The sequence below is a fragment of the Nesterenkonia rhizosphaerae genome, from assembly GCF_039544555.1.
Lineage (GTDB): Bacteria > Actinomycetota > Actinomycetes > Actinomycetales > Micrococcaceae > Nesterenkonia > Nesterenkonia rhizosphaerae.
In genome coordinates this window covers 1,233,416-1,246,306 of the sequence record NZ_BAABLW010000007.1, presented here as the reverse complement: position 1 = coordinate 1,246,306, position 12,891 = coordinate 1,233,416, and the positions used below count along the sequence as shown (strand labels likewise).

Below are 12,891 nucleotides of genomic sequence, written 5' to 3'. Positions count from 1 at the left end.
CGTACTTCAGCGCGGTACCACCTTGCTTGCCCAGCGCCGGTGGCTAAGCGCCGCCGTCGTTGGACCTCTCCATGACTGCTGTGACGGGCTTACCCGTCCGGTTCTACTGAGGTCTGGTGCATCTGTGGACGCCCACGCCTGTTCTTCCGGAAGCTCGCCGGTGATAGCCGGGTCAACGCTGCTGGGAAAAGTCTACGTGATCCGGTCCTGGAGCTCGAACCCGTAATCCGACCTTTTCCGCCGGCGGCGATCCTATGCCACTGTTCTGGCGCCTCTGCTCTTGGCCTCTGTTCTTGTACCTCACTGCCGCCTAGGCTCCTGTTATGGATTTTGAGCTTCTGCCTGATTCGCTGCTGACTGAAGTATTACTGCTGATCTGCGCCTTTGTGCTGTCTGCTGTCATCGGTGTGGAGCGCGAGATTCGCCAGAAGTCCGCTGGGGTGCGCACTCACATCCTGGTGGGTATGGGTTCGGCGCTCTTCACTTTGGTCTCCGCCTACGGGTTTTCGCACCTTCTGGGCGATGAGGTGATGTTGGATCCCTCGCGCATCGCCGCTCAGATCGTCTCCGGCATCGGGTTCATCGGCGCTGGCGTGATCTTTGTGCGGCAGAACATCATCTCCGGGCTGACCACTGCGGCCTCCATCTGGGTGACGGCCGCGGTGGGAATGGCCTGCGGAGCCGGTATGCCGGTGATCGCAGCGCTGACCGTGCTCCTCTACGTCGTGGCGGTCACCCTGGTCACCGCCATGGTGCGGAAGCTGCCCCAACATGGCCATACCCGGCTCTACTCGCTGCGCTACGCAGATGGTCACGGGATTCTGCGCGATATTCTCAGCACCGCCAGTGACTTGGGCTATGAGGCTGCGCTCTCCCACGCCAAGCGCCAGGGTGATCACAATCCGGTGGTGGAAGCCACCATGCGCTTCACCCGGCGGCAGCAGTCTGCCGATGAGGAGCTCTTCCGTCGACTCAGCGAGATCGACGGCGTCCACGAAGTCCGCAGCGTCCAACAGGACCACGACTGAGGGACGGATCCTCGCAGGCGTTGCAACAACAGATGGGATAGACCGACCCAGACTGCGCCGAATCCCCTCCGATGTTGCGGTTGAGGACAAAAAGTGGGGCTTTCGCGCAACAACGGGTGGGATACCAAACTCCCGACGGCGGGGGCGCGGCTCTAGATACGACGACGGCACCCCCGGGGAGACCAGGAGCGCCGTCGTCGTCATCAGGAGGGCCTGCTAGGACGGCCCGCTGCGGATTACTCCTCCTCGGCCAGTTCCACCTCACTGACGGCGAGTTCCTGGGCACCATCCTGGCTGACCAGCTCCAGGCTGCGCGCCCGGGTGGCCCCGCGAATGTCGTCCAGGGCGGCCTGGAGATGCGCCAGTGTCTCGGCCGCGCCGGTGATACGCGCGGTCAGGATCTCAGTGCGCTGCTTGACCTTCGCATCGGACTTGGCCCGGCGCAGGCCTGAAAGCGCCTCGCCCACTGACCCGAGCATGGCTGGGTCGCCCTGGACGCCGTCGAGGTCGGCAGCCTGCGGCCATGCCGCGGCGTGGACAGAACCCGCACGCCACCAGCGCCAGACCTCGTCAGTGGCGAATGGCAGCACCGGTGCGAATAGCCGCAGCAAGGTGTCCAGCGTCGTGGCCAAAGCTGTGCGCACCGAAGCCTGGGCCTCCTCGCCGCGTCCGCCGTATGCGCGGTCTTTCACCAGCTCCACATAATCATCGGTGAAGCGCCAGAAGAAGGACTCGGTGACCTGCAGGGCACGGGCGTAATCGTAGTTCTCGAAATGGCTAGTGGCCTGCTCCACAACAGTCTTCAGTTCAGCCAACAGCGCCTGGTCCAGCGGCTCCAGAGAAGCAGCTTCAGCGCTGCCCGGTTTCAGGATATGCGCCTCGGTGACCCCCATACCCAGCGCAAACTTGGAGGCGTTGAGCAGCTTGATTGCCAGGCGGCGACCGATCTTCATCTGCGCGACCTCATAAGCAGTGTCCGCGCCGAGCCGTGCTGAGGCCGCCCAATACCGCACCGCATCGGTGCCGAACTGATCCAGCACATCGTTGGGGACCACCACATTGCCCTTGGACTTGGACATCTTTTTGCGGTCCGGGTCCAAGATCCAACCGGAGATCGCAGTGTTGGTCCACGGCACCGATTCGTGCAGGGAATGGGCGCGCACCATCGTGGCGAAGAGCCAGGTGCGGATGATGTCGTGACCCTGCGGACGCAGGTCATAGGGGAACACGGTGGTGAAGAGCTCGTTGTTGCGCTCCCACTGCCCGGCGATCTGCGGGGTGAGCGATGAGGTCGCCCAGGTATCGAGCACATCCTCTTCACCGATGAATCCACCGGGGACCCCGCGCAGCGACTCATCAAATCCTGGTGCTGTCTGGGAGGCCGGGTCCACGGGCAGCTGGTCCTCAGTGGGCAGGATCGGGTTCTCGTAGTCCGGGTTGCCGTCCTCGTCCAACCGGTACCAGACCGGGATCGGCACACCGAAGAAGCGCTGGCGAGAGATCAGCCAGTCTCCGTTGAGGCCTTCCACCCAGTTCTCGTAGCGGGAGCGCATAAAGCCGGGGTGCCAGTCGATCTCCTGGGCGCGGTTCAGCAGCTCCTGGCGGCGATCAGCGTCGCGTCCGCCGTTGCGGATGTACCACTGCCGAGAGGTGACCACCTCGAGCGGCTTATCGCCCTTCTCGTAGAAGTGCACCGCATGGGTGATCGACTTCGGTTCGCCGTCGAGAAGGTCCTTCTCGCGCAGCAGCTGCACCACGGCTTCTTTGGCCGAGTGCACGGTCTTGCCGGCCAGCTGCTCGTAGTTGGCGCGCCCCTCGTCGGTGGTGATCCATTCAGGCACCTCACGGGTGAAGCGTCCGTCGCGGCCGATGAGCGCACGGGTGGGCAGCTGCAGTTCGCGCCACCAGGTCACGTCGGTCATATCGCCGAAGGTACAGATCATGGCGATGCCGGAGCCCTTCTCCGGATCTGCCAGCCGGTGGGCTTTGACCTCCACCTCTACGCCGAAGAGCGGTGAGGTCACGGTCTTGCCGAAAAGCGGCTGATAGCGCTCGTCGTCGGGGTGGGCCACCAAGGCCACGCAGGAGGGCAGCAGTTCCGGGCGGGTGGTCTCGATGAAGACCTTCTCCCCCTCGGCAGTGGTGAATGGGTAGCGGTGGTAGGCGCCGGGGCGTTCCTTGGACTCCAGCTCCGCCTGGGCCACTGCAGTGCGGAAGGTGATGTCCCACAGCGTAGGGGCCTCAGCGGTGTAGGCGTTGCCGCTGTGCACATCCCTGAGGAATGCGCGCTGGGAGGCAGCCCGGGAGCTGTCCTCGATAGTGCGGTAGGTCTGCCGCCAGTCCACAGAAAGTCCCAGCCGGGTGAAGAGGTCCTCGAAGACCTTCTCATCTTCGACGGTGAGCTTTTCGCACAGTTCAATGAAGTTCTGCCGACTGATCGCGTCCCAGTCACGCTGATTCTTGGCGGGGGCAGCCGGGGGCTGGTAGTCCGGGTCGTAGGGCTGGGAGGGATCGCAGCGCACGCCGTAGTAGTTCTGCACCCGGCGCTCGGTGGGCAGGCCATTGTCATCCCAACCGAGTGGGTAGAAGACGTTGTATCCGCACATGCGCTTATAGCGCGCCATCACGTCTGTCTGGGTGTAGGAGAACATATGTCCCACATGCAGGGACCCGGAGGCGGTCGGCGGCGGGGTGTCGATCGAGTAGACCTGCTCGCGGGTGGTCTCGGGGTTGAAGTGGTAGAGCTTCTCTTCGGCCCACGCAGCGTTGAGTTTGGCTTCCAGTCCCTCAAGGGCGGGCTTCTCGGGGACGTCTGGAGTTTTGGTGGTGGACGTGTCTGTGTCCTGAATGTTCTCGGCCATGGGTGCCATTCTGTCATGAGCGGCGGTGCCGGCTGGGCACGTCATACACCAACGACAACACCCTCGTTCAAGTTCCTGCCGCTACCCTTGGACCATGATTCAGGAACTCTCCACGCGCAGAGCACTTGTCACCGGCGCCTCATCAGGTATCGGGGCCGCCACCGCCCACCGGCTGACCTCAGAGGGATGGCAGGTCTTCGCCGTCGCACGGCGCACCGAGAAGCTGGAGCATCTGGCCGAGCAGGAGGGCATCATTCCGGTGGTCTGCGACGTGACTGATCCCGCGCAGGTGGCCGCGGCCCTGGAGAAGGTCACCGCTGAGGGCGGGATCGACACCCTGATCAACAATGCCGGTGGGGCGCTGGGCCTGGACACAGTAGCTGAAGGGGCCGCGGAGGACTGGCGTTGGATGTATGAGGTCAACGTCCTGGGCGCGCTGAATATGATCCAGACATTCCTGCCGATGCTGCGGGCCCATGGTGAGGGCACCATTCTGAACGTCACCTCCACCGCGGGGTTGGTCGCCTACGAGGGCGGCGGCGGATACAACGCGGCGAAGTTCGGTGAGCATGCGCTGACCGGAGCGCTGCGCTTAGAAGAAGCGGAGAACAACATCCGCGTCATCGAGGTGCTGCCGGGCATGGTCAAGACCGATGAGTTCTCGGCCAAGCGACTGCGCGGTGATGCCGCTGCTGCAGAGAAGGTCTATGCAGGTGTGGAGCAGCCGCTGGTGGCCGAGGACGTCGCCGAGGTGATCGCTCACGCGGTGACACTGCCGCATCACATCAACCTGGACCAGGTGGTGGTGCGTCCGGTGGCGCAGGCCGCCCAGCACAAGGTCATCCGCAAGCTCTGAGACTTCAGCGGGCCGCCCACGCTGCGGGCCCACACCCTGAGGAATTGCGTAAAGAAACTGCCGGAACTCCCCCTGTTTTGGGTCGAGTTCCGGCAGTTTCTTTACGTTTTCGGCGGATTCAGTTCAGTCGAACTGCGGGGACTCCGTGCGGCTGCGCTTGAGCTCGAAGAAGTACGGGTACTGGGCCAGCGCCACGGCACCGTCGAAGATCTTCCCGGCTTCTTCTCCACGCGGGATACGGGTGATGACCGGGCCGAAGAAGGCGGTATCGCCGAAGGCCACGATGGGCGTTCCCACATCGGTGCCGACCTTGGAGATTCCGGCCGCATGCGAGGCACGCAGACGTTCGTCGTACTTCTCGGTCTGAGCGTCCTCAAGCAGCGCGGCCTCGGCGCCGATGGCCTCAAGCGCCGTAGCGGTAGCGGAGATGTAGTCCTTATTGCCGTTGTTGTGGATTTCGGTTCCGGCAGCCGTGTAGAACTCGCCCACCTTCTCCTCACCATGGGCCAGTTCCACGGCGATTGCGGCCCGCGACGGCGTCCAGCGCGCCAGCTGCTCTGGGTCTTGTGCTGGCGAAGGGTTCTTGTCCTCATTGAGGACACCCAGGCTCATCACATTCCAGTGCACTTCAATATCGCGGACCTTCTCCACCTCCAGGATCCACCGGGAGGTCACCCAGGCGAAGGGGCACAGGGGATCGAACCAGAAATCAACGCGCTCAGCCATTGCAGCTCCTTAATCAGTTCCTTGTGATGAGGTTCATGCGGATGGTTCCATCAGTGACCAACCGCAGGCTCCTCGCTGTCATTCCGCTCTCCCTAAAGCGGAGCGTTCTCCGGTACCGGGACATCAAGGCCCAGCAAGGCGTTTTCGGTGACTTCCATCAGCGCCGGGTGGATCCAGTACTGGCCGCGGGCCACTGTGTAAGCATCCTGTCCGAAGCTCATGGCGTGGGTGATGGGCTGGATCAGATTTGACGATTGGTAGCCCATAGCGTGGGCCCCGAGGATTTCACCGCTGCGTTTATCGGCGATGACCTTGAAGATTCCGTAGCTGTCCTCCATGGCCCAGCCGTACGCGGTATCCCCGTACTTCTGAGTCTTGGTCGTCACGTTCTCAGCGCCGATGGCTTCGTTTGCCTGAGCCTCGGTGAGCCCCACCTGCGCAATCTCCGGGTAGGAGAAGATCGCTGAGGGAATGGCATAGTGCCGCACCGGACGAAGGTTGTGCGGGTTCTCGAGGTTGTGGGCCACCACCCGTGCTTCATGGTTGGCTACGTGTTTAAGCATGGCTTCGGAGCAGATGTCCCCCAATGCGTAGAGCCCTTCCACCGGTTGACCCCCGGAGAGCACGCGCTGGTATTCGTCCACTGCAATCCGGCCATCGGGATGCAGATCCAGTCCGGCTTCTGCGGCTCCGACCAAGTCGCTGTTGGGCTTCCGGCCGATGGCCACCAGAATAATGTCCACCTCCAGTTCTTCTGCGCGCCCATCCGAGGTCACCAGATGTGCGCGGACGCCCCCAGGCCCCTCGCCTTGTCCCGAGCTTGACCGCTCCAATGGTTCGACGGCGGCCAGGGTGCGCTGATACCGCACGCTCCAGTTCTTCTCGGCCTCGGCGGAATAGGCATCCGAGATGTCGTCGTCGAGCTGGGTCATCAGCCCCTGACTCCGGTTGATCTGGACCACGTCACTACCCAACCCGGAGAAAATACCGGCGAACTCACAGGCGATATACCCACCGCCCACGATCAGGACCCGGCCGGGCAGGTCTTCTAGGCGCATGATGGTCTCCGAGGTATGGACCTGGGGCAGATCCATACCGGGAATATCCGGCAGGATGGGCCGGGAGCCTGCGGCGATCACTAACTGATCGGCCTGCACCTCGGTATCGGAACCACCAGTTTGTGTGCTGAAGGTCTTAGGCCCGGTGAGCGTGACCATTTCACTCAGCAGCGTGACGTTGTCCAGGTTCTCCCGGTACTCACGCCCCCCTTCCGAGACGGCGTCGATGCGGGCAAAGATCCGGTCCCGAATAGCTGGCCAGTCCGCTGTTGCAGCGCCGATGGTGACGCCCACCTGGGCTGCTTCCTGCGGTACTCGGGACAGAGCTGAGGGCCGGACGTACATTTTGGTGGGAATGCAGCCCACATTCAGACACGTGCCGCCGAACGCTCCGGTGGAGTCGATGCCTTTATCGGCCAGCACCACCTGCTTGTCATCCCAAAAGGGCGTGATCAGGGAGTTTCCGGAGCCTGAACCGATGATTGCCAGATCTGGACGCAGTGTGAGGGCCATACGCCCATCCTAGGACCGCGGAGCTTCATGAACGCCCACTATGTCTCATAAAGTGACATGACGAACCCATCCCCTGCCCACTATGAGGAGAAAAGATGATTTTCATTGCCGTGAAGTTTGAGACCAAGCCGGAGTTCGCCGAACAGTGGCCTGAGATTGTTAGGGAGTTCACTGAGGCCACTCGCGCTGAGCCGGGCAATAAGTGGTTCGAATGGTCCCGCAGCCTGGAGAACCCGAATGAATATGTGCTGCTTGAGGCATTTGACGACGACGCCGCGGAACCCCATGTGACCTCCGAGCACTTCCAGAGGGCCATCTCCCCTGAGGGCCCCATGTACCAGGCGCTGGCCTCCACTCCGAAGATCGTCTCCCGTCAGGTTGAGGGCGATGGTTGGGATGAAATGGGCGAGATGAAGATCGACTAACACCCTCTTCGCGCGGCTGAAAGACAGCGCTCTGTCGAGCAGCTGATGCGCATTTGAAGGGCGCGCCCCCGTGGTCCACCACGGGGGCTTTCTTCATCCCTATGATGGAAGGGTGCAGATTCTGAGTGTGTCCAGTCTGAAAGGCGGGGTCGGGAAGACCTCGGTCACTATGGGCCTGGCTTCTGCCGCCCTCAACAGCGGCGTCAGGACCCTGGTAATAGACCTGGATCCCCATGCTGATGCCACCACTGGCCTGTCTGTGTCCCGCGGGGCCGGCCGTGAGGCAGGCTTGCTCCTCCGGGAAGCCCGCCGGGCGAATATCGCCGAGCACGCTGTCCGATCCGGTTGGGTAGATCTGCTGCCTGAAGACCAGCGCTCCTCTGCGGTGCTCGATGTCATTGTCGGCTCCGCGCTCTCAGCTACCTTTGACCGCCCGGATATCCGACACAAGGATATGAAGCGCCTGAAGACTCTGCTGCACGGGCTGAGCGGCTATGACCTGGTTCTCGTTGACTGCCCGCCGTCGCTTTCTGGATTGACTCGTATCGCGTGGGCGGCAGCACACCAGGTTCTCCTAGTGGCGGAACCCAGCCTCTTCTCTGTGGCCGGCACTGAACGCACCATGCGCGCTATTCGCATGTTTTCCAATGAGTTCGCCCCGCAGCTGACTCAGGCCGGTGTAGTGGTCAATCGGGCACGGGCCGATTCCGTCGAGCACGAGTACCGGCTACTGGAGATGGAGCGGCTGTATCAGGACAAGCTGATGCTCCCCGTTCTGGAGGAGAACCCCTCGTGGCAGCAGATCCAGGGGGCTGCCTACCCGGTTCACCAGTGGCCCAGCGACCAGGTACGCGATATGGCCAAGAGTTTTGATGAACTATTGAAACAGCTGGTCCCAGCCAAAGCAATGCGCTGAGGTTATTTCCTCAGCTGGCCTTCAGTAATGAACATCCTCCGGCTATGAAAAAAGGTCCTACCCTTTCGGGAGGACCTTTTTTCATAGCCGGTGAGTGTTAAGACGCCTGCTGCCTGCGAGCCCGCAGTTCTGCTAGCTCGTCCTGAGCGCTCAGCGCCTCATCGCCATGGTGGACTGAAGCGTCCAGGACTGGCTTTGCCTGCTGTGTGCGTTCGCGTGGGAGTTCAGCCAGACTGCCTTCCACCTCACGCCACACGCGGCCTACGGCGATGCCGAAAACGCCCTGACCGCCCTGGACCAGGTCGATGACTTCGTCGGAGGACGTACATTCGTAGACGCTCGCGCCGTCGGACATGAGAGTAATCTGCGCCAAGTCTTCGACCCCGCGCTCACGCAGGTGCTCGATAGCCGCGCGGATCTGCTGGAGGGAAACGCCGGTATCAAGGAGGCGCTTGACGACTTTGAGCACCAGGATGTCCCGGAAAGAGTACAGCCGCGCTGAACCGGAACCGGCGGCGTTGCGCAGCGATGGCTCCACCAGCTTGGTGCGTGCCCAGTAGTCCAGCTGACGGTAGGTGATACCTGCGGCAGCGCACGCCACCGGGCCCCGATAACCCATCTCTTCGTTGAGATCAGGCAGTCCGTCTACGAAGAGCGGCTCCTGGGCGGCGGCTGCTCTCGGCTGCGCAGTCTTGCGCGTCTCAGCGCTTGAATCCAGACTCACCGGTCACCTTCCGTACTCTACGTGCGCTGTGACAGCGCTCGTGCTTGCGATCTTTATCCAGTGTATCGGCGCAGGACCATAAAATGGCGTTATGGTTTCTGCGCGTCGTATTACGAATTTTTGAAATCTTCGGGCCCCGCCTCATCCAAGAATTTATGGAACTGTCGGATCTCTTCCTCGGAGATCGGGCCCCGGCGGTTGGGCAGCCCTTCGTGGGCTCCTGCCGCTGCCGGGCTGTCAGTTTCTTGGTCCGCTCGAGCTGAGGGACTGTAGCGCGGTGAGACCGAGACTTCCAGGAGAGTCTCCCGGCTCATGGTGACCGGGCAGTGCACCCGGACCGCCAGGGCCACCGCGTCAGAGGCACGTGCATCGAGAACCTGGCCCGTCCCCAACCGAATGCTGCCGAAGTAAGTACTGGGATCCAGAAGGCCAAGTTCGATGGCGACCACTCCCCCACCCAGAAGCTCTAGGCTCTCTGCCAGAAGATCGTGGGTCATGGGACGCACCGGAGTCTCACCCTGCAGCGCACGAGCTACCGCGGCCGCTTCGGCGGGGCCCACCACGATTGCCACATGGTGCTTGTGGTCTTCTGGCGCTGCACCGCGCAGGATCAGCACGGGCTGGTTGCTGGGCAGTTCTACCCGTACACCGACCACACTGAGTCGGACCTGACGGTCATCCATAACTTTCAGTGTAGAGGTTGAAACTCCCCGCAGGCACCCGTGGCTTCCGGGGGGGGGTCAGCTCTTGTCGATCTGTTCGACTGCGGAGTCCATGATGGATGCCCGCAAGTCTTTCAGCGACTGGAGCATCTCCTTAGAAGACTCCGCCACCCTGGCCCGCGCAGCTGCGTCTTTGCGTGCCGCATGTGGAGCCATGGCACGGGCGATCAGGTCCAGCTCGCCGTCGGCCGAGCGGCGAATGCCGACCAGATGCTTGGGCTCAAGGCCGTAGCGGGCAAGCACCCGAACAGCCTTGACGGCTTTGAGGTCGTGATGGCTGTAGTTGCCCTGTGCATCGGCCGTGATGATCCGGAACTTCTCCAGGGTGTCCAGCATCCCCCGGGTCGCCCCGGAAAGTGCGCGCAGTTCCTTTCGGCTCATGGGCCTACTGCGTCCGGTAATAGCTGCAGCCATCTCACCGGTGACCTCGCGCGGGCCTACCGGGGCGGATTCAGGAAGCGCCTCCGGTGTTTCCCCGCGGTCAATGGCATCCATGGTCTGCTTGATGACATCCAGGGGCATATACCGGTCCCGCTGCAACGCCAGGATGAAGCGCAGCCGCTCTACATCTGCGGCACAGTACTTGCGGTAACCCGAGGGAGTGCGGGCAGGCTCTACGAGATCGCGTTCCTCCAAGAAACGCAGCTTGGAAGCGCTGAGGTCGGGGAACTCATGCTGAAGTTCGCGCAGTACCTCGGAGATAGTGAAGACATGGGTTTTGGCTGGGTCGCCGACGTCGGCCGCCGGTTTAGGCTCGCGTGCGGGTGAGGCACTCACTGCGTATCCTCTTTCGGGCTCAGGGGAAGGAAAGAAGTCAGCCCCAGAATAGCGTGCCGTCCAACAAATCCCGGTTATTTGGTGCCGGAGTAGTAGGTGAGCCGGAACTTGCCGATCTGCACCTCATCGCCGGTCTTCAGTACATAGCGGTCAACTCGGTCATGGTTGACATAGGTGCCATTAAGGCTGCCGAGATCCTCGAGCTCGAATCCGCCCTCCACGCGGTGGAACTTCAGATGACGGCGCGAAACTGTCACGTCATCGAGGAAGATGTCAGCTTCTGGGTGGCGACCCACAGTGGTCACTGACTGATCAAGGAGGAACCGAGCGCCCTGATTGGCTCCGGAGTGAGCGATCAGCAGAGCGGAGTCCTTCGGAAGGGCGCCGATGGCCTTGGTGTCCTGCTCAGAGACCTTCGCCTCTGTGGGGCCTCCCTGGGTAGGCGGGAGCGAAATTGATGTGGTTTCGCTGGCGCTTTCGTCGTGGCCAGGTCGTGTAGCTTCCACGGCGACCTCCTCTCAGATGTTGCTCTCGGGTCGGGTCACCACTATATAGCAGTCAGCCGACCTGCCGGGTGTAATCGTCAGCACTGAGAAGGCTATCAACACCCGACTCAGCAGCCAGCTTCAGCTCAAAGAGCCAGCCGGCGCCATAGGGGTCAGCGTTGATAGCCTGCGGCTCGTCGCTGAGCGCTTCGTTGACTGCCACGATCTCACCGGCCACGGGCGCGTAGATGTCCGAGACAGACTTGGTGGACTCCACTTCTCCGACCACGTCACCGGCGGCGACGGCGGAACCCACCTCAGGGTGCTCCACGTAAACCACTTCGCCGAGGGCGTCCTGAGCAAAATCGGTGATGCCGATGCGCACCACACCCTCTGTGCCTGCCGGAGCCACCCACTCGTGCTCGGCGCTGTACTTCAGATCTGCGGGGATGCTGCTCATGAGGGTGTACTCCGCTCCTGGTTGGTGCCTGTGTATCTCCTCACAACTTAGCACCTCCCGAAGTAGATTCGAGACATCCCTGGCAGGCGGTGTCAGCTTCTAGAAGCGCGCTCCTGATCCTGTTTGCGTTCCTCTCGGGCCCGCTGAGTCAGCTCTGCACCAGCTTCTGCGTCACGGGTGAGGTTCTCCCCGGTGGCGGGATCGAAGAGATGGATACGGCGAGTATCGATCCACAGATCGGCGACCTCTCCACCGCGCACCCTGGAAGTGGCGTCCAACGTCACGACCAGCTGAGTACGCAGTTCGTCAGCATCCATTTCCTCGGCGAGGTTCTGCAGTGCTTCTGCCACCCGAGGGTCGTTCTCGTAGGACACATAGGCGTACTGCTCGTTGCCGAGCCATTCGGTGTGGCTCAGCTCGGCGGAGATAACAGAACCCTTCGAGAGCTGCGGCTCAGCCAGAGTGGCAGCATCTTCGAAGAACTCCGGACGGATACCTGCCAGGACGATGTCTCGCCCTTGGCCGGCGCGGGCGGTGTCTTCGCTCAGTTCGATGTCACCTAGCGGTGTCCTCAGCGTGCGGCCTTCTACGGTGCCGGGCAGGAAGTTCATCGATGGGGAGCCGATGAACCCTGCGACAAACAGGTTCACCGGCTGTTCGTAGAGTTCCCGAGGGGAAGCGATCTGCTGCAGTTCGCCCTTCTTCAGGACGGCCACCCGATCGCCCAAGGTCATGGCCTCAGTCTGGTCGTGGGTGACGTAGACGCTGGTGGTGCCCAGTTTGGTCTGCAGCTGTGAGATTTCTGCGCGCATCTGACCGCGCAGTTTGGCATCGAGGTTGGAGAGCGGCTCATCGAAGAGGAAGGCGTTGGCGTCACGCACAATGGCACGGCCCATGGCCACGCGCTGACGCTGGCCGCCGGAGAGGTTGCCAGGTTTGCGCTCCAGGTGTTCTTCGAGTTCCAGCATGGCTGCCGCTCGGCGGACCTTCTCATCTACCTGCTGCTGGCTGAACTTCCCTTTGGCCAGTCGCATCGGGAACGCGATGTTCTCGTAGACAGTCAGGTGGGGGTACAGCGCGTAGTTCTGGAAGACCATGGCGAGATTGCGTTCACGCGGTGCCTGCTCATTGACGCGTTCACCATCGATCAGCAGCTCGCCCTCGGTGATGTCTTCCAATCCCACGATCATGCGCAGCAAAGTGGATTTTCCGCAGCCTGAGGGCCCCACGAGAATGACGAACTCGCCGTCCTCAATCTCGATAGACACATCGTTGACTGCCGGGTAGCCGTCGTCGTACTTCTTGACGATGTTCTTCAATGTGATTGATGCCATATCTAG

At 62.0% G+C, this 12,891-nt stretch carries 13 protein-coding genes; 4 read left to right on the top strand and 9 right to left on the bottom strand.

Features of this window, described 5'->3' with window-relative positions; genetic code table 11:
- Positions 1-323 precede the first annotated feature (323 nt).
- The gene (locus ABEA23_RS11595) at positions 324-1,028 is read left to right on the top strand and encodes an MgtC/SapB family protein (RefSeq protein ID WP_345478168.1); all 705 of its coding nucleotides are present in this window, start codon (positions 324-326) and stop codon (positions 1,026-1,028) included.
- A 236-nt stretch (positions 1,029-1,264) separates the two neighbouring features.
- Here the strand turns inward: ABEA23_RS11595 and valS are convergent, their stop codons facing one another.
- Positions 1,265-3,889: a valine--tRNA ligase gene (valS, locus tag ABEA23_RS11590; protein WP_345478167.1), complete on the bottom strand. Its 2,625-nt coding sequence runs from the start codon at positions 3,887-3,889 to the stop codon at positions 1,265-1,267.
- A 94-nt stretch (positions 3,890-3,983) separates the two neighbouring features.
- On the opposite strand from valS, the gene ABEA23_RS11585 reads away from it, so the two are divergent.
- The gene (locus ABEA23_RS11585) at positions 3,984-4,745 is read left to right on the top strand and encodes an SDR family oxidoreductase (protein ID WP_345478166.1); all 762 of its coding nucleotides are present in this window, start codon (positions 3,984-3,986) and stop codon (positions 4,743-4,745) included.
- Between the two features lie 123 nt (positions 4,746-4,868).
- Here the strand turns inward: ABEA23_RS11585 and ABEA23_RS11580 are convergent, their stop codons facing one another.
- Together ABEA23_RS11580 and ABEA23_RS11575 are read right to left on the bottom strand one after the other, a co-directional pair.
- A complete protein-coding gene (locus tag ABEA23_RS11580) occupies positions 4,869-5,471 on the bottom strand; it encodes a mycothiol-dependent nitroreductase Rv2466c family protein (protein WP_345478165.1) in 603 nt (200 codons plus the stop codon).
- Positions 5,472-5,563: 92 nt separating this feature from the next.
- Positions 5,564-7,042 (bottom strand): mycothione reductase, encoded by a 1,479-nt coding sequence (locus ABEA23_RS11575; RefSeq protein WP_345478164.1) that lies wholly within the window; start codon positions 7,040-7,042, stop codon positions 5,564-5,566.
- A 95-nt stretch (positions 7,043-7,137) separates the two neighbouring features.
- Between ABEA23_RS11575 and ABEA23_RS11570 the strand changes: the two genes are divergently transcribed.
- Complete coding sequence (locus ABEA23_RS11570; protein ID WP_044492838.1) at positions 7,138-7,467, top strand: putative quinol monooxygenase; 330 nt, start codon at positions 7,138-7,140, stop codon at positions 7,465-7,467.
- 112 nt (positions 7,468-7,579) lie between these two features.
- A complete protein-coding gene (locus ABEA23_RS11565) occupies positions 7,580-8,383 on the top strand; it encodes a ParA family protein (protein WP_044492839.1) in 804 nt (267 codons plus the stop codon).
- 97 nt (positions 8,384-8,480) lie between these two features.
- On the opposite strand, the gene ABEA23_RS11560 is transcribed toward ABEA23_RS11565, so the two are convergent.
- The 6 genes from ABEA23_RS11560 to ABEA23_RS11535 all read right to left on the bottom strand — a co-directional run bounded on the left by ABEA23_RS11560 (position 8,481) and on the right by ABEA23_RS11535 (position 12,885).
- The gene (locus tag ABEA23_RS11560; protein ID WP_345478163.1) at positions 8,481-9,107 is read right to left on the bottom strand and encodes a MerR family transcriptional regulator; all 627 of its coding nucleotides are present in this window, start codon (positions 9,105-9,107) and stop codon (positions 8,481-8,483) included.
- Positions 9,108-9,217: 110 nt separating this feature from the next.
- Positions 9,218-9,790, bottom strand: a complete 573-nt coding sequence (locus tag ABEA23_RS11555) for a bifunctional nuclease family protein (RefSeq protein WP_345478162.1) — start codon at positions 9,788-9,790, stop codon at positions 9,218-9,220.
- A 57-nt stretch (positions 9,791-9,847) separates the two neighbouring features.
- Complete coding sequence (gene ftsR / locus ABEA23_RS11550; protein WP_260073724.1) at positions 9,848-10,606, bottom strand: transcriptional regulator FtsR; 759 nt, start codon at positions 10,604-10,606, stop codon at positions 9,848-9,850.
- Between the two features lie 74 nt (positions 10,607-10,680).
- Positions 10,681-11,112: an FHA domain-containing protein gene (locus ABEA23_RS11545; protein ID WP_345478161.1), complete on the bottom strand. Its 432-nt coding sequence runs from the start codon at positions 11,110-11,112 to the stop codon at positions 10,681-10,683.
- Between the two features lie 52 nt (positions 11,113-11,164).
- Entirely contained in the window at positions 11,165-11,551 is a 387-nt protein-coding gene (gcvH, locus tag ABEA23_RS11540) for a glycine cleavage system protein GcvH (RefSeq protein ID WP_345478160.1), read from the bottom strand.
- Positions 11,552-11,643: 92 nt separating this feature from the next.
- A complete protein-coding gene (locus ABEA23_RS11535) occupies positions 11,644-12,885 on the bottom strand; it encodes an ABC transporter ATP-binding protein (protein ID WP_345478159.1) in 1,242 nt (413 codons plus the stop codon).
- Between the last annotated feature and the right edge of the window lie 6 nt (positions 12,886-12,891).